The following is a 25,027-nucleotide window of genomic DNA, read 5'->3' as shown; positions in this document are numbered from 1 at the left end:
ATACTCCGTATTTTAACAGGAGGATATTTATTTTTCAACACTTAAAAAGTCTTAATATAGGAATGCTGTGCATTGTTCATTGCTCTAAATTCTACTTCTGTCTTATCCTATCTCTACTCTTCATATATTGAGGTCTTTCTTTAAAGAAACTAAATGGCAACCTTACTAAAAAATCCTTTTGGTCTTTTAATTGCGGCCTTACAGCTGGTGCTAAATAAGGTATACCAAAACTTCTTAATCTTATTAAATGTATCAAAAATACTAGCAAACCAACTAATATTCCGTAAAAGCCTAAAAAAGCAGAAGCTAATATCAACATAAATCTAACTGTTCTAAAAGCCATCGTTAATGCATAATTTGAAGTAACGAATTCCGTTATTGCAGTAGCAGAAACAATTATAATCATAATCGGACTAACTATGCCAGCTGATACAGCTGCCTGCCCTATAATCAGACCACCAACAATACCAATTGTAGCTCCAATAGGTCTTGGCAATCTTACTATAGCCTCTAACAAGAATGCAAGACTTACTTCCATTATTAACACTTCAACGAAAGCAGGAAATGGAACACCCTCCCTTGAAGCTGCAATAGAATATGCTAGTTTTGTTGGTATTATTCCTGTATGGAATGATGTGAAAGCTATATAAATAGACGGTAAAATCAAAGAAATAAACATTGCCATATATCTTATTATTCTAACAACTGAAGCATGCATCCATCTTTGATAATAGTCATCAGGTGATTGTACTATATTATTTAGAGTTGCAGGAACAACTAATGCAAAAGGAGTGTTATCCACTAGAATTCCGATTCTTCCTTCATATATTGCTGCCGCTACAACATCTGGTCTCTCAGTACTTTGAATTTGCGGGAAAGGTGAATACGGGTCATCCTCAATCATTTGTTCGATATATCCACTATCTAAAATTGCATCAATTTGTATTGTATCAAGTCTCTCCATTAATTCATTTAAAACAGTTTTGTTTACAATATCATCTATATAAACAATTGCAATATCCGTCTTTGACCTTTCTCCTATAGATTTTGATTTTAATCTGAATCTAGTATCCCTAACTCTTCTTCTAACAAGAGCAGTATTAAATCTTACTGTTTCTGTAAACCCTTCCCTTGATCCTCTTACAACAGTTTCACCTGATGGTTCACTTACCCCTCTTGCAGGCCAATATCTTGTTCCTAATACATATCCTATGCTAATTCCATCTAAAATCATAAAAGTATCTCCTGCTAAAGCACTTTTTATACCTTCTGATAAATCTGTTATATCTTTTACTTCCGAAGCTGCTAACAACTTTTCTTTTACTTCATTTACATCTGTTATTTCAGTGTTTGTATCCATCATTGCTTTTAGCACAAAGTCACTGAGTAAAATTTTATCTGCCATCCCATCTATGTATATAAATGCAGCTTTCCAATTTTGAACATAAAACTCCCTAAATACAATATCTGTATTATCTTTTAGTATTTCTTTCAAGTAACTTAAATTATCATCAAGCTGAGTTGATATTTCTTCTCTTAGCCACTCTTTCACACAGAGTCACATCCTCTTCAGTTATTTTTACTATAATTTCAGATTACTATAGCTCTTACTATAAACATAATTAAAACTACCCCAACCATAGATAGTCCTATATACTTTGCCAATTTATATTCGCTTTCAAGCTTAGAATTCTTAAATCCTTTTGAATCATGCACTCCAACAATCAGCCCCAAAATCACAACTAATAATACTAAATATTTATCAAATAACTCCAATAACTTTATATTAATCACCTCTTATAGAGTTTCCTTTCTAATTATTAACTTACATACATCCTAAATCACAAAAACTAGAATTGTACAAATAGAATCCAATTTTATATTATAAATTTATCACCATCTACAGGTTACTCACTAACTTATTTTTTGTTTTTTCTCTAAAAATATACTCAAAATAAATTTTTTGTTTCTAAATCTCTTTAAAACAAGGCTATCGTTTAACTATCGTTTAACTATCGTTTAACTATCGTTTAACTATCGTTTAACTATCGTTTAACTATCGTTTAACTATTGTCTAACTAAATTCTTTAAAACAGAGCCTAAAGCAAAAAAAGCATTACCCAAATAAATCTAGGTAACACTTTTTATATTCGTAATATTCTGTTGTGAACTACCACCACTTGTAGAAGTGGACAGCTTCCTTTAATCCTTGTTAACCTACAAATAGGAAATTATTTTACAAAGCGCTTGGTAACTATCTTTCTAATTATTCGCAATTATTTACATTAATTATAGATTTTCTGACCAAAGAGAAGAAAATCTACCTCAATTGTGCATTGTGCATTGTGCATTGTGCATTGTGCATTGTGCATTAATATTATATTGTCTTTGTAATATAAACTTCATTATATTTACTTTTGTATTTTTCATAGCATTTAATAGCTTTTTCTTTATCTTCAAATAACCCATACATAGTTGGTCCACTTCCACTCATTAAAGATCCTAAAGCTCCCATATTTTTAATGTCTTTTTTTAATTCTCTTAATATAGGATACATTCTATATGATACATTTTCTAACAAGTTCATAAGATTCATTGCCACTATGTTTATGCTATCATTCTCAATACCTTCTATAACCTTATCCGTATTTGGATGTCTATGAACCTTATCAACTTCAAAATCCTTATATACTTCTTTTGTAGATAACCCAAAATTAGGTTTTACAATAACTACAATTTTATTTTTAAATGTTTTAAGAGGAGTTACAATTTCTCCAATTCCTTCACACAGAGCTGTTCCACCTATTATACAATATGGAATATCTGAGCCTATTTTTAAACTTAATTCCATCAATTCTTCATTGCTTATATCTTTTTCAAATAGTTCTCTCATACATCTAAGTACTGTTGCTGCATCAGAACTTCCACCGGCTAATCCAGCTGCTACGGGAATATTCTTCTTAATAATAATCTTTACACCTTCTGATATATTATAAGAATCTATGAATAATTTAGCAGCTTTATAAGCTAAATTTCTTTCATCATCTGGTATATATATCTTGTCCGTCTGGACTATAATCCCTTTTTCAATTTTCTCTATATCAATTTCGTCATATAAATCAATATTTTGCATTATCATTTTTAAAAGGTGATATCCATCATTCCTTTTTCCTATCACATCAAGAGATAAATTTATTTTTGCATATGCTTTTAATTGCATTGTATCTTCCCTTTCTACTAATATTAAGTTTAACCATATTATAACATATATAATATGGTTAAACCACAAATCAAGTTTAACTAAAACCAACCACAATATCTACCTGAGATTGATGCGTTCTAAGGCTATATATCGTGGTTAAAGTTCAACTAAAACACACAAAAGCCTTATATATTTACAACATATATAAAGCCTCTTTTTCTAATATTTATAATTTATAGTACTTTTAAAATATAGCTCTTCCAGGAATTATTAATTTTTGACCTAACTTAAGAACATCTTCTTCTAATATATCATTTACATTTGTCAATGATTCAATAGTAGTATAGTATCTCTTTGCTATTTTCCAAAGCGTATCCCCTTTTTGAACAGCATATATGCTTATACTAGCTTTCTTAGCAGTTACTTCACTTTCTTCTTGAATTACATCTGTAATAAATTCTTTTTCCTCATCATAATCTACAGAAACATTAATTTTAATTAAAGATTTAACTGCCAAAGTACTAGCTTCAACATTAGCTTCAATACTTTGAAGAGTTGCACTTATATGTGGATGCATATTAATTCTTGCACCTGAAAAATCGACACTATAATTAAATGGTAATTCTTCATCTACACACTCTAATACATTATTTTCTGTTTTGTATAATATTTTAGTAGCAACTAAACCATCCACAACAACTTTATCTTCAAGAATTCTACAATCTGAAACATAAACTTGACCTTCTGTCATCAAACATTCTTTTGGTTTTCCTTTTCCTGTTTCTATATTATCTTTTACTACTGTCTCTACTTCCTTACTATCTAGTATTAAATTAATTTTATATTTTTCTTTTTCCATAGTTAGTATACACTGTGGACTATATGCATCTTCAATCATTTCCACTTCATTTTTATACATTACTTTAGTATAAGTATTGACTAATGCTTCTACATCAACTATTCTATATTCTCCTAGATCATCCTCTTTGACATCATAATCTATTGAATCCACCCAAAAGTCAGTCTTTTGAGTCATAAATGAATCAACGCCATCCGCATCCATTTCTTTACTCATAAACACGTCATCTTGTATATAACAAATTTCTTTACTTTCATTATTTCTGTACAATATTTTTACCATAGCAAAACACTCATAATCAACTTTATCATCATATAACTTTATTTCTTCTCTATGGAGTTGTACTGAACATTTCAAGATTCTACCTATTTCTGGTTTATCTGTAGCAATTTTTATATGACTTTTAGCTAATAATTCACCCTCAAGCTTGCATACTATTTTGTCAATTGCTATAGGAGTTTTTAAAACCTGCACTTCTTCATCATTTTCAACATCTTTTACAATTTCTAATGACACATTGTTATATACTGCTACTTTCATTCCAACTATTCCTTCAATACCAATCTTTCTTTCATTAAGGATTTTACATTCTATATGTTCAACACTTGCCTTTGCTGTACACATCATATCCTCTTCGACTTCATCAATATCAAAATAAGCAGAAAATTCCTTTGTATACATCACAGAACAAATCTCATAATCCTCATCCATTCTAGCAATATATAAAACATTGCATTTAAGAATCCCTTGTATATATACTTTACCTGACATTACATCTTTAGTAGTTATTACCGGTTTAGTATCCATATTTAATATTTTATACACATCTGGTTCTGTGTCAGGAACTACATATTCTTCTTTTAAAACTGTTTCTTGAATTTCTTCACGAAGAAGTTGCTCATAATTTATACTTTCTTTTATTAAATCCATACCTTTTTAAACCTCCCTATTATACCTACTATCTATTTATATTTAGGAGTTTTAAAAATATGCTAAAAAAAGTAATACTAAAATTTAGTATTACTTTATCCAGCAAATTCTATTTGTACTGCTTTTGTCAATACATCTGAATAACTATATGTCACTGTCCTTGGGGTGTCACTTCCTAATCTAACTACAAATATGCTAGGATATGTTTTCTCTATTATCCCATTACTTACAACAATCTTCCTTCTGCCATTATTAGCTTTTAATGTTACCTCTTCACCAATATGGTTATCAATTTCGTTTTTGATTGAAGTCAATACATTAACTCTGTCCATTCAAAACACCCTCTTTCTACTTGTACATTATAACACGGAATAAGCACTTTGTCAAATTAACTAATCATTTTATCACTAATTAAACCACGTTGTCAATATTAATTTTAGGTTAAATTAACATATAAACTTATCGTTAAAACATTTCTACCTATATATTTTAATTATTTCATACACTAACTATTATTATCATTATTTATTTACTTTATTCAATATTCTTATATATACTTAGATTTTGGATATCCTTCTCTGTACTTTCCACGTGTTTGTAATCCTCCTATCGCACCCGTTCCTGTTACTGTATTGTTTAAAACCTCTTTCACTGAAACAACATTATCAATATTAGAATAAGCTATTTTTTCCGCCAAAAAAACAGGATCTAAACAATGTATCAATACCCTATTAGGCGAGCTAGCATAATTTGCTCCTGCATCTAATATAGCCTCATAACATGATTGGCACGCTCCTGCAAAGATAACAAGTTCATCATAATTAGAATTATAATTTCTTAGTTTAGTAACTGATTCCACATAATATTTGGAGTTTTTATAATTTGCTAAATCCATATAATCTTGCGCACCTTTAATTATTGCATCGTGTCCTGTCAAAACAACTATATCCGGTTTATATAACTTAACTAAACTAAGTATTTCATCTGGTTGATTGTTTTCTTTTAAAACAAATCCATAAGATATTAATTTTAGTTGATTGTAAGTTTTTAAGCATATTTCTAAATAATCCGGATCCCCATCTACGTGAAGAACACTCCCCGGTCTTCCAAAGGACATTCCATTTTTATTCTTTTGTAATATTTTCGTTTTTTTTTCTATATCATTTTTGATATCTTTAGATGAAATATTAGTTTGCTCAGTCCCACTTCTATTTCCCATTATAGTTTCTATATTCCTATTGATTTTATCATTAAATACACTTTCATTTTTAGTTATACATTCTTTTGTAGCATATTCTAAATCTATTTCTGGTGAATCTGCTACTATTCTTAGATTGATTCCTTTAAGCATATAAACGACTTTATCATCTTTTTTCTTAACATCAATTATTTTAAAAGTTATATCCCTTCCATAAGATTTTCTAACAACCAAATCCCCAATTTCCAATGTTCTCCCCCTTTCAAACATAACTTGTATTTCCAATTATTATTAAAATTTATATAAATAACTCTAAAAAAGCCTTCAATTTATACTATGATAAATATTATTTTAAGTGCTATTTAATTAGTATTATTTAATTTATTCAATAGCGCCAATCAATTGTTTCTTTATGAAACCGTTTCATTTCAAAAGAATATTATAATAATAGTACTTTTCTTTTATAGCCAAGCCTTCTTTAATCATATATAATCATATATTCTCATTTATCAAAGTTTACACGCTTTTATATAAGTAATAGACTTATATGTATGTTCAAATTTTACGGATAGAGGTGTTTAACAAATGAATACATTTTTCTCATTAGGGCTAGCAGTAATACTTGGTATCATTTTAGGACAAGTAATAAATAAGCTAAAGATACCAGCAGTAGCTGGTTATATAATAGCTGGTTTAATAATTGGAATATCGGGTCTAAATATTGTAAATACTGAAACTATTAATCAGCTTTCTTTTATAAGCGATTTTGCCTTAGGAATAATAGCATTTAATATCGGAAGTGATTTACAATTCACTATAATCAAAAAACTCGGAAAAACAATTCTATTAATAGCACTGTGCGAAGCACTCGGTGCCTTCACTTTAGTATCAGGAATAATATTCCTACTAACTAGAGACATTCCTACTTCATTAATTCTAGGCTCAGTTGCATCTGCAACAGCTCCAGCAGCCACAGTCATGGTATTAAAAGAATATAAATCTTCTGGACCATTAACAACAACCCTCTTAGGGGTAGTGGCAGTTGATGATGCTATTTGCCTCATGATATATTCTGTAGCTTCTTCTGTATCAAAAGTATTTATAAAACATGAAATCATAACATTGAATAAAGTTTTATTTCATCCATTATTAGAAATAATTTTATCTTTACTCGTTGGCATTATCCTCGGTATAATTCTTTGCTATTTATTAAAAATTTCAAGCAAAAACAGTGAACTTTTAACTTTTATAATAGGAATAATATTAATTAATATTGGAATTACAATGAAATTCGACTTATCTGCTTTACTTTCATCAATGACAATAGGACTTATGGTATCAAATATTTCATCATATAGTAGAAAAGCTTTTTCTTCTATAGAAAATTTTTCTCCACCTATCATTGCTGCCTTCTTCGTACTTGCAGGAGCTAGACTCGATATTTATATGCTCCCTCATTTAGGATTAATAGGAATCTGCTATTTGGTATTTAGGATGCTCGGTAAAGTCGGTGGTGCATATTTAGGTGGGTCTATTGCAAAAGCGCCTGCAGAAATTAAAAATAATATTGGATTTGGTCTCTTTTCACAGGTAGGAGTTGCCGTTGGTTTAGCAATAATTGTTAACCGAGAATTTGCTGGGACTCAGCTCGGTTCCCTAGTAATAACTGTTTTGCTAGGAACTACAATTTTCACTGAAATAATTGGTCCAATTTCAACAAAAAATGCTATAATAAAAGCTAAAGAAGCCAAAATCTAAAGGAGTATTATTATGTATGCCATATATTTGATTTTAAATGATTTAAACAAGTTAGATGATATACAAGAGATATTTTATGAAAACGAATGTGGAGCAACTACATTAGACAGCGTTGGTCTTGGAAAAATTCTTTTAAACAACAATATAGAAATTCCTATATTTTCAGGTATAAGAAAAATTTTAGAAGGCAACCAACCTTACAACAAAACCATTATAAGTGTAATAAATGAAGAAGCCAAGCTCAATAAAGTAATAACCAAGATAAACGATGAATTAGATTATTCTAATAATCCCGGAGTAGGGTTTATGTTTGTGACTCCAGTAATTAATTGCTATGGACTAAGTTTAAAACACAATTAATGTAAGGCAAAAGGATGAAGTTCATACTTCATCCTTCTCACTACATTAAAGTTATAGTCTCGCTATTATCATCTATCTTTATTTCTTTTATTTTTGCATTATTTATATTGATTTCTTTTATATCATCATAAAAAACTGCAATACTTGTATGAACATATATTTTCAAAAGTACAAATCCTATTCCAAAGGTTATTATACTAACTAGTACCCATCCCGAAAAACTCAAATATAAAAAAAGCAATTTAATCCTATACTCAGAGATTATTTCTTTTGATGTTTTAATACATTTCATAAAATTTTTATTTTCTCCATCTACTGCGATAAAAAAAGCAAAATTATACTTTACAATTATAATAAAATATATAATTATAATCCCTAATAATATTGCAAACACTATAAGAGAATTTTGAACTAGCATTTCTTGTATATCTACCGGCAAAATACTAAATTGTAAAATATCGTACAAATATCCTCTGCTGAGCATATCTATAAAGCAGGGAGTAAATACTACCAAACCTAATATTATAATTATATCTAACATAAAAATAGTCCATATCATTTTTCGTATAGCTATACTAATATTAATAAAACAAGTCTTTATAAATATTTTTAATTTCTTACTTTTCTTAAAAACTATCTTATTATCGCAATATTCATCCCTAACAGAGTATATACTTAAATAAGATAATCCATAAATTAAAATTCCACTAAAAAAAAACTTATTTATATTAAATATTATAAATATTAATTTTATACTCAACCCCTGATTTGCAATAAAATTTTTATCATGAGGAATAAAATTTAATAAATCGCCTAAATCAACTACTAAAAATAATAAATAAAACACTTTGATAATAAGAAAATAAATGCAAGAAAATATTACGATTTCTTCCCATTTTCCTTTCAAACTCTCTCTCGCTTTTCTTTTAATTTCTTTATTAGTAAGCACTTTTCTATAATTTTTTTCCATATATATGCCACCTAAATTAGTCTTGTATATAATGTATCTAAAGTAAACCTTAATTTTTTATTCTAAAATCTTACTATTCAACAGGTTTTAAGTCTACATAAGTAGTTGCACTAAAAATACTATATATAAACAATAACTATCTTAGTATTTCTATCCTCCCTTCCTTAAATTTATTTAAATCGTTATTCTAATATATAATTAAATGAACTGATATATTCTCATTTCCAATGGCAAAAATAAAAACCATGTATGCTTTTCTGCGTACATGGTTCATATTTTATAGATATAAACTATTTTAATATAAATCTTCATATAGTTTATCTTCAATCTTCCTTCTGTTCATATTCTTTTTTAAAATCATCAATAAATTTATCATACTTTTCTTGTTCATCTATTATCAAATCAAGCCTTCTAGTTAAACTCTTAGTACCCCAACTAACTTCATTATAGTAAAATCTATTAGCTAATCTCCAAAATCTCTGAGGAAATAATAAGAATGCAAATAATATCCTATATTCTTCTTCTTTTATTGGATTTATTTTATTATAATTCTCAAGGATTAACTTAGCATATTTAATATCCCAATCTCGTCTTTTTAATACTTTTACCATATAATTAGATATATCATAAATTTTCAATTCTCTTTTACAATAATCAAAATCAATTACATTAAAATTACTATCTTCATCGATAATAATATTATGGTAAGTATAATCATGATGGCAAAAACTTTTTTCATTTTCTGTTTCTTCGCAAATTTCTTTATACTTTGAGTCTTTCAATACATTAAGTGCTCTAACACCATATTTTTTATAATAATTCATATGTTGCAGATAGGCAAAATCGAAATCACATTTTCTATGTCTTTTTCTACTCATATTTCGCATCTTATCTAAAGCAGCAACTCTTTTATCCATCAAATGTGGCCATCGTCCTAAATCAGTTTTTAATTTACTATTTTCTGGCGGATCATAGCCTCTTGAAGCAATACTCATTTTAGCAAGATTTTTAGCTGCTCCCACTAAATCTTCATCATTATAAAAATCACTCTCCCTTCCTTGTATCCATCTTGAAAGAGTATAAATGTCTTCATTTACAAATGCGAAGGGCTCTTCTTCAATATTTAAATCATATCTATCTATAAAAGTAAAACCATTCTCAATTAAATGTTCTTTTGCTGCATATACAAAATACAATTTTTGAACACCATAATTTATTCTTTTAAGACATTTATCTCCTTTATTAGTTTTTAAAAGGTAAACACCCTTTTGTGGTTTGATGCTTTCTATTCTTATATCAAATTGTCTTTCTATTTCAAATTCTCTCATCATAACTAAGTTCACCTCCATATAAAAACTATATGAAATACCCTATTTATTTAGAACAGATTAATTATCGTAACATTTTAAATCTACAAATAATATATTGAATTATATCTATAATTTATTGAAGGGATGTATTATGAACATATCAATAGACGGACGTGCTGCTTTTTGGTATAGAGGAACTGGAATAGGAACTTACACTTATCAACTTATATATTCTTTAATTAAAAAATATTATAATAATCACTATAATATTTATGCACCCTCTCAATCAAAAGAAAATATTCACATTAATAATAAAAATTCAAATATAAATTTTTCTAATAACAATTATAGTGGCTATTTTTGGGATGACATTTCTACTCCTCCGAAATATTTGGATGACAAAGCAGATATTTATCATATACCTCATAATGGAATAGGAATGCCTTCTAATAAATTAAACCCTATTATTATAACATTACATGATATTATCCCTTATAAAATGCCTGAAACTGTAAGCGATTCTTACCTGAAAATTTTTCATAAATACATTGATACTATTATTGATAATGCAGACGGTATTATAACTGTATCCCAATATTCTAAAAACGATATTGCAACTCAGTTCAATTACCCAAAAGAAAAAATCTTTGTTACTCATCTATCAAACGAAGAAATTTATTATCCTATAGATAGTAATTTGTGTAAAAATTTCATACATCGAAAATATAAAATAAACGATGATTTTATACTTTATGTAGGAGGTTTCAGTCCTAGAAAAAATATAACAGGTTTAATCGAAGCTTTTAGCAACTATATTAATCTCTCTAAAGATAAAAATCTTAAACTTGTTATTGCAGGCAAAAAAGGATTATCTTATAGTACTTATAAAAAAAGAGTAGAAGATTTAAAAATAGAAAATAAAGTTATATTCACTGGTTATATACCCGTAAATCATATGCCAATTTTCTATAATGCTTGTGAGATTTTTGTATATCCTTCATTTTACGAAGGCTTCGGACTACCTCCAATTGAAGCAATGGCTTGTGGTACACCTGTTATAGCTTCTTCTCTAACATCTATACCAGAAATAATTGAAGATGCCGCTTATTATATAAACCCTAATGCAATTGAAGAAATAACTAATTCATTAACTGAAGTTCTAAATAATCAGGATTTAAAGCAAGAATTAATAAAGAAAGGATTAAAGAAAAGTTCTGAATATTCTTGGGACAAAACTGCAAAAGAAACACTCACGGCTTATAAAGCTGTTTGCAATCAAAGTTAATTCCATATCTAAAGAAATTTGCAATTTGCAATTTGCAATTTGCAATTAGCAATTAGCAATTAGCAATTAAAGATGATTTTGCTGCGCAAAATCTTTGAATTAATTTAATGTTTCAAGATTTTCTGACCAAAGGGAAGAAAATCAACATTAATTGCACATTGCAAATTATATTTAAAAAACATTGCAAATTGCAAATTATCTTCTAAAAATAATTGCAAATTCCTAATAAATAAAAACTATTAATTTAACCATTATTACTAACTACAGGTAAAGTAGATCCACCATACGGCATTACTACTACTTTAGCATCTGTTCCTAACTCTCTAAATGCTTGCTCTAATGCTTTTTGAACATTTTCATACGGTTCCATAAAAATATTTTTAACTACAGCCTCTTCCATTTCTGAGACAAAATATATCTTAGATTTTTGGAGAACCATTGCAATTGCAGCTCCTTTATGTCCACCAAGTTTAAATTCTTTATGAATCCATGAAATCAATTCTTCACTTTTTTCTGCTCTAAGTAGCCACTCTTCAAATACGCTTGAGCCAAAACCTTCTATACAAGAAGCCACAAAAATTATTATTCCATTTTCCTTTACTGCATGTTTTGCATTATCTAAAGCCTTTTGAGCTTGATAAAGATTTAAATCTTTCGGATATCCCCCCGGTGAAGTTATAACTATGTCCGCTTTCTTATCTATTTGAATTTTATATAAACTATCCAAAAATTTACAACCTTCTCTATGGGCATCTATAGGATGTCCACATACTGTTTTTACAATTTCCTTTTTTTCATCTAAAACAACATTTACTATATAATCCACCTTTACTAGCGCCGCTGCTTCTTCAATATCTAATCTTACAGGATTAGTATTTATATTACCTGCTTTAGCTTCTTCTTCAACCATCCTTTTATGATTTGCTTGTATTGCTGATTTAGTAGATACTCCGGGCATAATTGCTTTCAATCCACCACTATAGCCAGCAAAATAATGATATTCAATATTGCCAAGAAGTATAACTCTATCTCCCTCTACAACTGGCTTAAATATTTCTACAGGTGTACCATTTCTCGTTTCTCCTAAATATACATAATTATTATCATCACTATCAATACAATTGATTCTATTAAATATTGCTTCTCCTACAAGATATTTTTTTTCTTCTTCAGTATGTTTTCTATGACTACCTAGTGCAAAAATAATAGTTATATTATTATCCGAAACTCCTCCACTATTTAATTCTTCAATAACAGAAGGAAGTACCTTTCTACTAGGCATAGGTCTAGTAATATCACTTGTAACTATTACTATGTTTTCCCCTTTAGATACAATATCTTTAAGTCTTTCTGAATTTATTGGTGTTTTTAAAGCTCTCTTAACCTCTTCTTCCCCTTTAAAATTAACTAAAACTTTGTTAGGACTCAAAACTTGCTGAATATTATTATCATCAATATTAAATTCCATAGCCCCTTTAGCAAAACCTACTGAAAAATCCATAATTCCACCCCTTTTAAAATCTTCAATTATTAAATCAATCATATCAAAAATGAGCTAAATATTAAAGATATAAGATTATATCTACGGTAATAATTGACTGTTTTTATCTTTTTTTTTATAATTAAGATATGAATTCAATAGGGAGGGGTATTTTTGAAAATATATTTTACCAAAAAACTTGATGAAGCTATGGAAATGTTACATAAAAACGGTGCTTTTCTAACAGTAGGAGATAATAATACTACAAATACAATGACTATTAGTTGGGGACAAATTGGCTATCAATGGAACAAACCTGTTTTCACAGCTTTAGTAAGGAAATCAAGATATACACACTCTTTACTAGAAAAAACTAATAATTTTACAATCAGTATTCCATTCCATGAAAGTTTTAAAGATGAATTAGCTTATTGTGGTTCTCATTCTGGCAGTAACGAAGACAAAATAAAAAATTGCAATCTTTCTTTAAATGAAAGCAAAATAATAAAAAGTCCTTGTATAGCAGGATGTAATCTATTTTTTGAATGCAAAGTATTATACAAAACTGACCTTGATTTAAGTAATCTAGATCAAGAAATAGTTAATAAATTCTATGCAGATAATGACATCCATACTTTATTTTATGGAGAAATTTTAAGAACATCATTCTATGAATAATAAATAAAAAATCCTACTAAATTTAACATCTAGTATTTCCATTAAAGCTTTTCATGGAAATACTATAGATATTTTAGTAGGATTAAGTTTACTAAAGATTATTAGAAATATATTTTTACTGCATATTTAATCTAACTTTAATGTAATCAAATATTTCTTTAGCCACATTTATTTCTGTAGCTTTTTCAAAACCTCTAAATCCAGGCGCAGAATTAGCTTCACAAATTTTATAGTTTTCACCATCAAAAGTAAATCAATCCCTGCAATATCTAACCCTAGAACTTTTGCACTTTCTATTGCTATCCAAGATATTATATTGTTGAGTTCATATTTTTCTACTTCTCCACCCTGTGAAAAATTAGCTTTAAAATTTCCTTTAACAGACTTTCTAACCATGCAACCTATTGCTCTTCCATCTATAACAAATACTCTTAAATCTTTTCCAAAACTATCTGTAATAAATTCTCGAATAATAATATTCATATTAGTATTGGTGCAATTTATTAATTGCATAAGATCTTCAAAATTGTTTTTATCCTGAGTTAAAAACACTCCACTACCTTGTGACCCATAAATAGTTTTTATTATAGCAGGAAATCCAATATTTTTTTCTACTAAATCAGTATTTATAGGGAATTTAGCAAGCATTGTCTTTGGAAACAGTAGATTACTTGCTGCCAAAATCTGTTGCATTTCAATATATACTTATATCTTTAATTATATATCTTTAATTATATATCTTTAATTATATATCTATTAAAATCCTCCATATTTTCTTTTATTGTCTTCTTTTCTTTATACATTTTCTCATCAGCAAGATTTATAATATAATCAATAGGATCCATTTCACTTGGCAAATATTCTGAAATACCATGACTAATACTAATCTTAAATTTTTTAATATCTTTTTCATTAATTCTAGTCAATTCTAATGTTATTCTATCCCAAATTTCTTCTACATCCTTTGCTTTTAATTTAGGAAAAACAATTAAAAATTCATCTCCACCTAGTCTAATCAAAACATCATCTTCTCTTATAGACTTCTTTATTACACTTACAACAGTAATAATCAAATCATCACCAGCCTCATGTCCAAACGTATCATTTACAATCTTCAATCCATTTATATCAATAAAGCAAATGCTTAGATTTTTATTGTCCATAGTTGATTTCTTTACTTTATCATCTAAGATTTCTAATCCAGCTCTTCTATTAAACGTATTGGTCATAGTATCATACTTAGCAAAATATTTTATTTCCTCTTTATATTCTTTATTCATGCTATATAGGCTCGTTAAAAATAAAGCTACAATAAATATTAATATCAATAAGTAATACTTATCTAATAAATCTTCTATAATTAATCTATGTATAGACTTATTTAACCACAGAAACTCTTCATTATTAGCGTCAATATATGATAAAATAATCCATGCATCATCATATAAAATTATATTACTTTTAAATCTTTTATTATCAACGTCCAAAAGTTTATCTACTTTCTCAAAAGTAAACAAACCATTTTCTGTATAAAACTGTCCTTTATCTTCCTTTATTATCATATCCCATTCATTCTGAAATTTTTCTTTGAAACAAACATCTGTTTTATCATCATACATAAAACCCCATTGCAAATCAGCTTCCTCTGATATTAACCAGTATGAATCACCATTAAGAAGACTATTATTTCGATTTGTTTCGTCTCCATAATTATTAAACTCTTCTATTAAATTTTGCGCTGAATAATTCAATATAGCTATACCCATAAATTCATCATTACTATAAATTGGAGTTGAAAATCTAATCATCGGTTTCTGAGGTTCTTCAATTGTACCATTTTCAATATTTAAGTCAAATTTAGAAACAAAAATCTCTCCTTCTTGTAATAAAGCCGTCTCATAGAAATAGTACCTATCATTTTTATTTTGGAGGTCTTCTTTGTCCACCATCTCACTATTACTTCCATCATAATTAATCCTCACTTGTTCCATTCCTTCTTTATCTATATACCTAATCTGGTCATATTTCATTATGCTATCTGAATATAGCATAAGGTTATCAGCTATATAATCGTATGAATATGCACCTTCAGTATACTTAGATATAAAACTTTTAACATACTCAAGGTCAGAAAACACCTCGCTCAAATCATAGTATATTAGACTTTCTCTTCCATCAACATTATATAATTCTTTTTTTTCTAAATCTAATTTTTTAGCTTTAAGTTCTATATCTTTTCGTAAATATAATATCATTAAAGATATAGCTAATATAGCTATAAATATAACACTAAAATATTTAACAAAATTAACTCTACTTTTTCTATTTTTTAAAAATCTATTATCCATTTCCAATACTCCTTTCTTAATTATTCATTAAGCTCACTTTCTTAATAAAATAAATTATATCAATATATTAAATAAAAATCGACACTTACTACGAATTTATTCATATTATGTAACTTAAAAACACACCCACATAAAATTTAATATGGGGTGTTTCACTATTTATAATATAGCATATTCATCTATTTGCTTTTGACATAGATTAAAAACATCAACATCTAAATAAGTTTTATACCATTCTATACTTTTTTTTACAGTCATATCAATATCCCATTTTGGAAACCACTCTAAATAGTGCTTTGCTTTATTTATATCCAAGCTTAACAAGTTAGCTTCGTGAAGATCTTTTTTTGTATTGACTACTTTAATTACTCCATCTCCCCATTCCTTTACTATTTTCTCAACTAACTGAGTTACTGTAACAATATTTTTATACTCTGGCCCAAAATTCCATGCTCCTGTATACTTTATACCTTCAGTATACATCTTTGCAGCTAGTATCAAATATCCACTAAGTGGTTCAAGCACATGTTGCCATGGTCTTATAGCATTTGGACTTCTTATAACAATATCATTCTTCCTCTCTAATGCTCTTATACAATCTGGTATTAATCTATCCTCTGACCAATCTCCTCCACCTATTACATTTCCCGCTCTAGTGGATGCAATTACTTTCCCCGTTGCTAAATAATTCTCCTTAGTATAAAAAGAATCTTTATAGGACTCAACTAAAAGTTCAACACAACTTTTACTACAACTATAAGGGTCGTACCCTCCTAGTCTATCCTCTTCTCTATATCCCCAAATCCATTCATTATTTTTATAACATTTATCACTAGTAATTATTACACCAGCCTTAGCTTCTTCATACTTTCTGATACACTCCAAAATATTAACTGCACCCATTAAATTCACATCATAGGTATCCCGTGGATATTTATATGAATATCTAACAAGGGGCTGTGCCGCTAGATGAAAAACTATTTCTGGTTTATATTTTTCAAAGACTCCTCCTAACTTATCAAGATCTCTAATATCTCCTCTTATATCTATAATTTTATCTTGTACCTTAGATAAAACATAATTATCTCTTCCAGTCTTAGGGTCAAGAGAATATCCAATAACATTAGCTCCTAGCTTTAGTAGCCAAATAGTCAACCACGACCCTTTAAAACCTGTATGGCCTGTAACCAAAACATTCTTATTCTTAAATATATTAAGCAAATTTTCTTCCATAAACATCACCTCTTCAAGCAACTATGAATAACTTCTAATATTTTTGCAAAACCATTGTACAGTAAGTTTAAGCCCTTCATCTAATGAAATTCTTTCTTCCCAATGAAGCATATTCTTAATTTTATCAACATTGGGCTCAGGTCGAAACATATCACTTATCCTACTATTCAATTTTCCATACAATGGTTTTTGGTCTGTTTCAGTAAGATTGAATATTCTATCAACATAATACTTCAATTTTTTAACATTTCCCGTTCCTATATTAAATATATCATTCTTGATATCACTTTCTGTTGCAAGTATCATAGCATCAATAAGGTTTTCCACATATAAATAGTCTCTATACTGCTCACATGAAGTAAGTTTGACTTCTTCCTTTTTTAAAATACTACTGATAATGTATGAAAATATTTTATGCCTCTCTTCTCTTTCTCCGAAAAGGCCAAAAGGCCTTATAGTTATAATTCCAATATCATTTTCCCTAGCAATTTGATGCATCAATATTGTACCCGCTGCTTTTGTGCTTCCATAAATATTTAGTGGATATAAAGCATTTTTTTCATCTCTTGGTTCTTTACCTCCACCATACTCTGAACTACTTCCCATGTATATAATTTTTTCACATCCTGTAAAAATAAGTGGTTCAATAACGTTTAGAGAGCCATTTACATTAACATTCAACGCTTTAGCGTAATCATTTTTTTTAGAATTAACTCCATATGCTGCTAAATGATAAACAATATCCGGTTTTATCGATTTAATAATGTTTTCCACCATGTTTTTATCCTGTATATTAGCATAAAATATTTCTAAGTCTTTTTTGATATCTTCAATTTTCCATAAATTCGAATTTTCTCTTACTAAAATAGTTATATTAGCTCCCATATCCAAGAGTCTTCTTACTAGATGAGATCCAATAAATCCTGCCCCTCCTGTGATAAACACTTTCTTATTTTTAAAAAAGCCCTTGTTAATTTCCATTTCATTTCCACCTTCAATCTAACTTTATCAGATTTTGTGGATTTATTTTTTCACTTACAATATCATCAATATTAACTCCATGCTTAATTAAAATACCAATAGTTTTATTTATTTCTTTTAAATATGGTTTATATATATATTCAATTACCTCCTTACGGAAATCTAAAGGATTTAATTTCCATAAGTCGAACTCTCCATTTTTATATATTAATAAACTTCCAAAATGATATACTATTAGTTTTTCATCTTCTATATAAATATCGTTATTTTTATTACTTATATTAAAATTATTATTAAACACTACATTCCAAGGTGCTGCGTTAATACCTATATCTTTTACAACTTTTATGCTTTTAAATTTTTCAGGTAATCTTTCTAAATATTTTTGGTCTCCCCATCTATCTCCGTTTTCATCTCTTTTCTCATGACACCATTCAAAGCATTTATTTTTCCACCATTCTAAACATGGTGAACCATAATTATCTCTTCTAAAACCTAATAGGCCTGCTTGATAATATCCATGTATATTTTCTAATTCAGCATCGCCTCTCTGAGTACACATTAAGATTGAGTAATCCTTCCATTTATCAAATATAGGTTTTGGATTTTGAAAGAAAAACTGATCTGCATCTAGATAAACCACTGATTGTACTCCGTATTTTTCCATAACATATTTTATTAAAGGTGCTTTCAATGTCCAACAATATTCTGTTTCATTTCTGCTCTTTTTAATTGAATTTAACTGTGTATTATATTTTTCAATTTCTGATAATTTTATTAAAGTAATATTTTCGCTTTTTATCTTCCTCAATATTCTATAAGAAGTAGCATCTACACAACAAATAAATAATTGGAAATTATTTATTCTTTTTTTAAGGGACCTATATAATGTCAAAGCTTTTGCTAAATATTTCTTTGTTGTAAGTGTACAAAAAATATAGTAATCATCATACTCATTCATATATTCTCTTACTTTATTAAGTTTATAAAAGTTTTTAGCCTCATCTTTACTGTTATCAGAATAAATATGCTTTTCTAACCCATTTATTTTCTCATTTAGCCTATCAATAGTATTTCTTAGATCTTTTATATACACAGCATATATATCTTTCTTAATGATAGAAGGTATATCCAATCTACCTAAATTCCATAAATCAAACTCGTCCTTATTAAAAATAGAGAGGCATGCAAAATGAAATGCAACCAATTTATTTTTTTCTATATAAATAGAATTATTTAGATTCTCAATATTAAAATTATTGTTATATATCAAATTCCAAGGAGCAGCATTTATTCCCAAATTATTTGTTATCAATACATCTGTAAATAATTCTGGAAATTTATCAAGATATTTTTGGTCCGCCCATCTTTCATTTTCAGTATCTTCTATTTTATAGCACCATTCTATACATTTATTTTTCCACCATTCTAGAGCTTTTCTTCCTTCTATATCGTTTTTAAATCCAATTAGGCCAGCCTGATATATTCCATATTTCTTTTCTATACTGTTTCTATCTCTTTGTGGACACAAAAAAACACTTTTATCAGCCCACTCCTGAAATATTTTGCTTGTATTTGAAAAGAAGTAAATATCTGAATCACAATAAACAATTCTATCTAACTGATGCTTATCTAAAAGATACTCCATCATTGGGGCTTTTAGTGTCCAACAATATTCACTTACTGTTCTATCTTTTTTCGCATTCAATAATTCTGCTGTCTCTATTTCTTCTAATTTATATATTTCTGCATTTCTTAATTTTATTTTTGATAAAGCTCCATATACAACTTCGTCCATGCAGCAAATCCATAATTTAAAATCTTTTGAATTTCTTTTAAGTGATTTATACAGCGTTAAAATTTTTATTAGATACCCTTTACCAGCAAGTGTACATAAATTATATTTAGCCTTATATTCTTTTGTAGGAGTATATTCAGTATCTATTATATTTTGTCCATAGTCATATTGAGAGAAATCACATTCCTCATGATTATATTCATGAGGTTTACTTTGTCCACCCCACCTTTCTTCATATTCATTGTCATTTTCTATATACTGATAATAGTCTACATTATCTTTAAAAGAACAAGGTTTTATATCTTCATTATAAAAAACCTCTTCTTCATTAAAATCTCTGTAATCGTTATTAGATTTATATATTCTGTATTCTAAAGTTTCTGAAAGCTGGTTTATTACATCTTGAATATTTACATCCTCATTTCTAAGTGAGTTCATTATTCTATCCAAATCAGTTCCATTCTCACTTTTAACATAATTTAAAATCTCATTTAATAAATTCATGAGTAAATTCACATTCATTATAATCTTCTCTCCTTTCAATTTCACCAAGTTTCATTTGCAACCTTCAAATCCTTTAATGTATCTATAGCTTTCCAGTACCCATTATGTTTGTACACTGAAAGCTCACCTTCTTTTACTAATTTACGCAATGGTTCTTTTTCAAATATGCAACTATCTCCATCTAGATAATTAAAAATTCTTCTATTTAAAACAAAGAAACCTCCATTTATTAACCCATCAAGTTTTGTCTTTTCGTCAAAAGACTCTACTATGCCATCTTTAACTTTAAGGATGCCATATTGGCTTTTTCTTTCAACAGCTGTTACAGTTGCTATTTTCCCTTTTTCATTATGAAATTCAAGAAGTTTACCAATATTAATATTAGATAAACCATCTCCATAGGTAAGCATAAAAGTATCTCCATCAATATACTTCTCTATTCTTTTCACTCTTCCACCTGTCATAGTTTCTAATCCAGTATCTACAAAAGTAATTTTCCAATCTTTAATATCTATATCATCATGGTATTCTATTGTTTCTTTATTAAATCCTGTTGTAAAGCTAGAATTTCTCCATTTATAATTAACAAAATACTCTTTTATATTTCCGCCTTTATATCCAAGAGGAAGTATAAACTCATTAAACCCAAAATTACTATATGCTTTCATAATATGCCATAGAATGGGCTTGTCCTTGACCAATGCCATTGGTTTAGGCATTTCATCATTGCCACCTCTCATCCTTAACCCTTTTCCTCCGCAAAGAATTACTACTTTCACTAAAACCACTCCCAATTTTTTATAATTAGTTAAATAATATATAGCTACCTACTTTTATTCTATGAAATCTTAATTTAACTGTTACGACAATTTCATTTATAAACAAAAAAGAATAAAAGAAATTGAGTAAGTCAATTTCTTTTATTCTTAAAAAATATTTTATTTTACTTAGAAAGACATGCTTTTATATCATCTTCTGGAGTTGATATTGGTTGTAAATTAAATTTATCTATTAAAACCTGTAATACATTTGGTGAAATAAATGCTGGTAAAGTTGGTCCTAAGTATATATTTTTAATATCTAATGATAGTAATGTAAGCAAAATACATACTGCCTTTTGTTCATACCAAGATAATATCATTGATAGCGGTAAATCATTAACTCCACAATTAAAGGCCTCTGCTAGCGCAACAGCAATTTTCACTGCTGAATATGCATCATTACATTGACCAACATCTAAAACCCTTGGAAATGGTCCTATAGTACCAAGATCTAATTTGTTAAATCTATATTTTCCACAAGCAAGAGTTAATATTAAACAATCCTTTGGTATTTTTTCTGCTAATTCTGTGTAGTAATTTCTACCTGGTCTTGCCCCATCGCAACCGCCTACTAAGAAGAAATGTTTTACTGCTCCTTGTTTTACTGCATCAACTATTGCACCGGCATTGCTAAGTACGGCATTATGTCCAAACCCTACAGTTATTTTCTTTTCAGATTCATCTTCTGTAAAGCCTCCAAGTTCTAGAGCTTTATTTATAATCGGTGTAAAATCTTTTTTACCATTTTGTTCACAAATATGCGCAATATCAGGCCATCCAACTATACTTGTTGTATAAATTCTGTCTTTATAAGAATCTCTTGGTTTTTGAAGACAATTAGTTGTCATTAGTATACATCCCGGTATTCCATCAAATTCACGTTGCTGTTCTTGCCAAGCTCCACCGAAATTTCCTACTAAATGTTTATACTTATTGAGTTCTGGATAACCATTAGCTGGAAGCATTTCACAATGCGTATACACATTAATTCCTTTTCCTTCTGTTTGTATCAACAATTCTTTTAAATCCCTGAGATCATGACCAGATACAATAATAAATGGACCTTTTTTCTTTGTCATGCAAACTTCTGTAGGTGTAGGATTTCCATAAAGACCTGTATTGGCACCATCTAATAATCCCATACATTTAAAATTAACTTTTCCAAATTCCATACACAAATTAAATAAATCATCTACTGTCAAAGAATTATCCAATGTAGCTGCAAATCCTTTATAAAAGAAATTACTTACTTCTTCATCTACTTTACCAAGTACATGCGCATGATGTGCATATGCTCCCATTCCTTTTAGTCCATATATAAGAGTTTCTCTTAATGAACGAATATCTGCATCTAATTCTTGGTCATACATAATACCAGCTTTTTTTGCATCTTTTAGCATTTCTTCTTTTGATGCTGGCAATTTATAATTTACACAACAAGGTACTTCTCCTGACATACTTCCAACTTTACTTTTTAATTCTTCTTTAATCTTATCTGCTTTTTTTAAAAACTCTACAAATCTTTCAGGGTCAAAATTTACATTTGTTAAAGTTGCAAAACTTCCATCAATAACAAACTTACAAATTTCCTCGTCTATTTTTTCGCCTTTATCTAATATTTTTTGTCCGCAAAATCCTATTCCCTTCAATTGATATACCAATAAATCTTGAAGTGCTGCTACTTCAGCATCTTTGCCACAAACCCCAACTTTGGTACAGCCTTTACCTCCCACTGTCTGCTCGCATTGATAACAAAACATTGAATTTTCCAAATTAAATCCTCCTCTTTCATTTCTCTTATGTTTCATTTCATACTTTAATATGTTTTATCAATTTATATTTTCCCGTTAGATGCATATATTATTCTTTTTTATTATATTATTTAACCTTATGGTAAATAATACGACATTATTGGTTTTATTGACGAAATTATCTAACCTAGGTATAATGAAATAAAATTCTATGGAAAAGGAGTGTGTACATGTCAAATTTAGATTTCATATATAATAGACATAGCGTAAGAAAATTTAAAGATACAGATATTTCAGATGAGGATATTAATGAAATTATCAAAGCAGCTACATTAGCACCTTCAGGTACTAACTCTCAAAATTGGCACTTTGTCATTGTAAAAAATAAAGAAAAGATAAATGAAATAGCTAAAATAATAGAACAAAAACATGATAAATTAGTATCAAAATCTACTAACTTGGAGCTAAATAAAAAGTTTTCAAAATACCTTAAGTATTTTACATTATTCAAAAATGCTCCTATTCTAATTCTTGTATTCGCTGGACAATATCCAATTTTAGGTTTAGATGTTATGGAAGAAGCAGGCATTGACCCTGAAGAAATAAAAAATATAATATCTATGTCTCCTAGGATACAAAATATCGGAGCTACTGTTGAAAACATTCAACTTGCTGCTACTGCAATGGGTTACGGTGCTTGCTGGATGACAGGTCCAAATTATGCTGCTAGGGAAATTGCTGAATATGTTGATTTTCATAAAGAAAATTATACACTTGCTTGTATGGTTCCAATAGGTATTCCGGCTGACAGCAACTTAAAAAGACCAACAAGAAAACCATTAGAAGAGGTAATGACTATAATAGAATAACTTATGATTTTTAATTCAAAGACCATACTTAACTTATAAAGATAAGAAAGTGGCTGTTCTAGAATAATATCTGCTGCAGCCACTTTTTCAATATAATATTTACTAAAATATTATATTCTAATATTGTGCAGTTTTTATTTTTGAATTATCACTAGCTTGGAATAATCTTAAAACTAATCTTCTTCGCATATTTGATAGAATATCTTTATATTTATCATAATATATTATATTAATTAACTCATTTGGGTCTTCAATCAAATTATATAGTATTTCATCCCCATTGTTATCAATATAATATTTAAATTCTTTAGTTCTAACAGTAGAGGCTCTATATAAATTATTTGGTTCAAAAAACTCTGTCAATACCTCCTCTCTGCCTTTGTATTCTCGCCCATCCAACAGCTCTTTTATTGATCTTCCTTGTACAATATTAGGTATTTGAACTCCACAATAATCTAAAATAGTTGGAACAATATCCACGCCTTCTACTAACTCATCAAAAACAGAACCACCTTTTATTCTTATTGGATATTTAATAATAAACGGAACATTTGTAATGCAATCATGTCCCGGCATTCCTTTTTGTATTCTTCCATGATCTCCTAGATACTCACCCATAGCCATCAACCTAAGAATACAATTTTATTCCAATGCTTGATGGCTATTTTAATTTATACAATTGGAAATTAAAT

Annotated in this window: 21 protein-coding genes and 1 pseudogene; 5 read left to right on the top strand and 17 right to left on the bottom strand. The window is 28.4% G+C overall.

Annotated elements, in window-relative coordinates; genetic code table 11:
* Nucleotides 1–91: 91 nt before the first annotated feature.
* The 6 genes from ACVHXK_RS15835 to yabG form a co-directional block, all read right to left on the bottom strand.
* Nucleotides 92–1,552 carry a spore germination protein gene (locus tag ACVHXK_RS15835; RefSeq protein ID WP_461207387.1) on the bottom strand — a complete coding sequence of 487 codons (1,461 nt, stop codon included), beginning with the start codon at nt 1,550–1,552 and terminating at the stop codon, nt 92–94.
* A gap of 38 nt (nt 1,553–1,590) precedes the next feature.
* Nucleotides 1,591–1,776 (bottom strand): CLC_0170 family protein, encoded by a 186-nt coding sequence (locus ACVHXK_RS15830; protein ID WP_461207386.1) that lies wholly within the window; start codon nt 1,774–1,776, stop codon nt 1,591–1,593.
* Nucleotides 1,777–2,377: 601 nt separating this feature from the next.
* A complete protein-coding gene (gene ispE / locus ACVHXK_RS15825; RefSeq protein WP_461207385.1) occupies nt 2,378–3,220 on the bottom strand; it encodes a 4-(cytidine 5'-diphospho)-2-C-methyl-D-erythritol kinase in 843 nt (280 codons plus the stop codon).
* 226 nt (nt 3,221–3,446) lie between these two features.
* Nucleotides 3,447–4,991, bottom strand: coding sequence for a DUF3794 and LysM peptidoglycan-binding domain-containing protein (locus tag ACVHXK_RS15820; protein WP_461207384.1), 1,545 nt, complete (start codon nt 4,989–4,991; stop codon nt 3,447–3,449).
* 95 nt (nt 4,992–5,086) lie between these two features.
* Complete coding sequence (locus tag ACVHXK_RS15815; RefSeq protein ID WP_461207383.1) at nt 5,087–5,323, bottom strand: Veg family protein; 237 nt, start codon at nt 5,321–5,323, stop codon at nt 5,087–5,089.
* A gap of 215 nt (nt 5,324–5,538) precedes the next feature.
* Nucleotides 5,539–6,438, bottom strand: coding sequence for a sporulation peptidase YabG (gene yabG / locus ACVHXK_RS15810; protein ID WP_461207382.1), 900 nt, complete (start codon nt 6,436–6,438; stop codon nt 5,539–5,541).
* 336 nt (nt 6,439–6,774) lie between these two features.
* On the opposite strand from yabG, the gene ACVHXK_RS15805 reads away from it, so the two are divergent.
* Both ACVHXK_RS15805 and ACVHXK_RS15800 read left to right on the top strand, forming a co-directional pair.
* Nucleotides 6,775–7,947: a cation:proton antiporter gene (locus tag ACVHXK_RS15805; protein WP_461207381.1), complete on the top strand. Its 1,173-nt coding sequence runs from the start codon at nt 6,775–6,777 to the stop codon at nt 7,945–7,947.
* Between the two features lie 12 nt (nt 7,948–7,959).
* Nucleotides 7,960–8,307 (top strand): hypothetical protein, encoded by a 348-nt coding sequence (locus ACVHXK_RS15800; RefSeq protein WP_461207380.1) that lies wholly within the window; start codon nt 7,960–7,962, stop codon nt 8,305–8,307.
* A 40-nt stretch (nt 8,308–8,347) separates the two neighbouring features.
* Here the strand turns inward: ACVHXK_RS15800 and ACVHXK_RS15795 are convergent, their stop codons facing one another.
* Both ACVHXK_RS15795 and ACVHXK_RS15790 read right to left on the bottom strand, forming a co-directional pair.
* Nucleotides 8,348–9,277 (bottom strand): DUF975 family protein, encoded by a 930-nt coding sequence (locus tag ACVHXK_RS15795; protein ID WP_461207379.1) that lies wholly within the window; start codon nt 9,275–9,277, stop codon nt 8,348–8,350.
* A gap of 323 nt (nt 9,278–9,600) precedes the next feature.
* A complete protein-coding gene (locus ACVHXK_RS15790; RefSeq protein WP_461207378.1) occupies nt 9,601–10,608 on the bottom strand; it encodes a CotS family spore coat protein in 1,008 nt (335 codons plus the stop codon).
* A gap of 130 nt (nt 10,609–10,738) precedes the next feature.
* On the opposite strand from ACVHXK_RS15790, the gene ACVHXK_RS15785 reads away from it, so the two are divergent.
* Nucleotides 10,739–11,872, top strand: coding sequence for a glycosyltransferase family 4 protein (locus tag ACVHXK_RS15785; RefSeq protein WP_461207377.1), 1,134 nt, complete (start codon nt 10,739–10,741; stop codon nt 11,870–11,872).
* A 244-nt stretch (nt 11,873–12,116) separates the two neighbouring features.
* Here the strand turns inward: ACVHXK_RS15785 and larAH6 are convergent, their stop codons facing one another.
* Nucleotides 12,117–13,373, bottom strand: coding sequence for a nickel-dependent malate racemase, LarAH6 family (gene larAH6 / locus ACVHXK_RS15780; RefSeq protein WP_461207376.1), 1,257 nt, complete (start codon nt 13,371–13,373; stop codon nt 12,117–12,119).
* A gap of 153 nt (nt 13,374–13,526) precedes the next feature.
* Between larAH6 and ACVHXK_RS15775 the strand changes: the two genes are divergently transcribed.
* Nucleotides 13,527–14,030, top strand: coding sequence for a flavin reductase family protein (locus tag ACVHXK_RS15775; RefSeq protein WP_461207375.1), 504 nt, complete (start codon nt 13,527–13,529; stop codon nt 14,028–14,030).
* 115 nt (nt 14,031–14,145) lie between these two features.
* On the opposite strand, the pseudogene ACVHXK_RS15770 reads toward ACVHXK_RS15775, so the two are convergent.
* The 7 genes and pseudogenes from ACVHXK_RS15770 to hcp all read right to left on the bottom strand — a co-directional run bounded on the left by ACVHXK_RS15770 (nt 14,146) and on the right by hcp (nt 23,475).
* Nucleotides 14,146–14,678 (bottom strand): annotated as a pseudogene (locus ACVHXK_RS15770) (ATP-grasp domain-containing protein).
* Nucleotides 14,679–14,761: 83 nt separating this feature from the next.
* Nucleotides 14,762–16,378: a GGDEF domain-containing protein gene (locus ACVHXK_RS15765; RefSeq protein WP_461207374.1), complete on the bottom strand. Its 1,617-nt coding sequence runs from the start codon at nt 16,376–16,378 to the stop codon at nt 14,762–14,764.
* Between the two features lie 159 nt (nt 16,379–16,537).
* Nucleotides 16,538–17,611, bottom strand: coding sequence for a CDP-glucose 4,6-dehydratase (gene rfbG, locus ACVHXK_RS15760; protein WP_461207373.1), 1,074 nt, complete (start codon nt 17,609–17,611; stop codon nt 16,538–16,540).
* A gap of 21 nt (nt 17,612–17,632) precedes the next feature.
* Nucleotides 17,633–18,592 carry an NAD-dependent epimerase/dehydratase family protein gene (locus ACVHXK_RS15755; protein ID WP_461207372.1) on the bottom strand — a complete coding sequence of 320 codons (960 nt, stop codon included), beginning with the start codon at nt 18,590–18,592 and terminating at the stop codon, nt 17,633–17,635.
* 13 nt (nt 18,593–18,605) lie between these two features.
* Nucleotides 18,606–20,912: a glycosyltransferase family protein gene (locus ACVHXK_RS15750; protein ID WP_461207371.1), complete on the bottom strand. Its 2,307-nt coding sequence runs from the start codon at nt 20,910–20,912 to the stop codon at nt 18,606–18,608.
* Nucleotides 20,913–20,935: 23 nt separating this feature from the next.
* Nucleotides 20,936–21,673 (bottom strand): sugar phosphate nucleotidyltransferase, encoded by a 738-nt coding sequence (locus ACVHXK_RS15745; protein ID WP_461207370.1) that lies wholly within the window; start codon nt 21,671–21,673, stop codon nt 20,936–20,938.
* A gap of 164 nt (nt 21,674–21,837) precedes the next feature.
* Nucleotides 21,838–23,475, bottom strand: a complete 1,638-nt coding sequence (gene hcp / locus ACVHXK_RS15740) for a hydroxylamine reductase (protein ID WP_461207388.1) — start codon at nt 23,473–23,475, stop codon at nt 21,838–21,840.
* 221 nt (nt 23,476–23,696) lie between these two features.
* On the opposite strand from hcp, the gene ACVHXK_RS15735 reads away from it, so the two are divergent.
* Nucleotides 23,697–24,335 carry a nitroreductase family protein gene (locus ACVHXK_RS15735; protein WP_461207369.1) on the top strand — a complete coding sequence of 213 codons (639 nt, stop codon included), beginning with the start codon at nt 23,697–23,699 and terminating at the stop codon, nt 24,333–24,335.
* Between the two features lie 117 nt (nt 24,336–24,452).
* Here ACVHXK_RS15735 and ACVHXK_RS15730 read toward each other — a convergent pair whose 3' ends face one another.
* Entirely contained in the window at nt 24,453–24,953 is a 501-nt protein-coding gene (locus tag ACVHXK_RS15730) for a sulfatase family protein (protein WP_461207368.1), read from the bottom strand.
* Nucleotides 24,954–25,027: the final 74 nt, after the last annotated feature.

It is taken from the genome of Clostridium sp. DL1XJH146 (genome assembly GCF_054819755.1).
This window is presented reverse-complemented; position numbering and strand designations above follow the sequence as displayed.

Bases quoted from the DNA above. Each gene is read 5' to 3' on its own strand.
- ispE (WP_461207385.1), bottom strand. From the start codon at position 3,220: ATGCAATTAAAAGCATATGCAAAAATAAATTTATCTCTTGATGTGATA.
- ACVHXK_RS15820 (WP_461207384.1), bottom strand. From the start codon at position 4,991: ATGGATTTAATAAAAGAAAGTATAAATTATGAGCAACTTCTTCGTGAA.
- ACVHXK_RS15815 (WP_461207383.1), bottom strand. From the start codon at position 5,323: ATGGACAGAGTTAATGTATTGACTTCAATCAAAAACGAAATTGATAAC.
- ACVHXK_RS15805 (WP_461207381.1), top strand. From the start codon at position 6,775: ATGAATACATTTTTCTCATTAGGGCTAGCAGTAATACTTGGTATCATT.
- ACVHXK_RS15800 (WP_461207380.1), top strand. From the start codon at position 7,960: ATGTATGCCATATATTTGATTTTAAATGATTTAAACAAGTTAGATGAT.
- ACVHXK_RS15795 (WP_461207379.1), bottom strand. From the start codon at position 9,277: ATGGAAAAAAATTATAGAAAAGTGCTTACTAATAAAGAAATTAAAAGA.
- ACVHXK_RS15790 (WP_461207378.1), bottom strand. From the start codon at position 10,608: ATGATGAGAGAATTTGAAATAGAAAGACAATTTGATATAAGAATAGAA.
- ACVHXK_RS15785 (WP_461207377.1), top strand. From the start codon at position 10,739: ATGAACATATCAATAGACGGACGTGCTGCTTTTTGGTATAGAGGAACT.
- larAH6 (WP_461207376.1), bottom strand. From the start codon at position 13,373: ATGGATTTTTCAGTAGGTTTTGCTAAAGGGGCTATGGAATTTAATATT.
- ACVHXK_RS15765 (WP_461207374.1), bottom strand. From the start codon at position 16,378: ATGGATAATAGATTTTTAAAAAATAGAAAAAGTAGAGTTAATTTTGTT.
- rfbG (WP_461207373.1), bottom strand. From the start codon at position 17,611: ATGGAAGAAAATTTGCTTAATATATTTAAGAATAAGAATGTTTTGGTT.
- ACVHXK_RS15755 (WP_461207372.1), bottom strand. From the start codon at position 18,592: ATGGAAATTAACAAGGGCTTTTTTAAAAATAAGAAAGTGTTTATCACA.
- ACVHXK_RS15750 (WP_461207371.1), bottom strand. From the start codon at position 20,912: ATGAATGTGAATTTACTCATGAATTTATTAAATGAGATTTTAAATTAT.
- hcp (WP_461207388.1), bottom strand. From the start codon at position 23,475: ATGTTTTGTTATCAATGCGAGCAGACAGTGGGAGGTAAAGGCTGTACC.
- ACVHXK_RS15735 (WP_461207369.1), top strand. From the start codon at position 23,697: ATGTCAAATTTAGATTTCATATATAATAGACATAGCGTAAGAAAATTT.
- ACVHXK_RS15730 (WP_461207368.1), bottom strand. From the start codon at position 24,953: ATGGGTGAGTATCTAGGAGATCATGGAAGAATACAAAAAGGAATGCCG.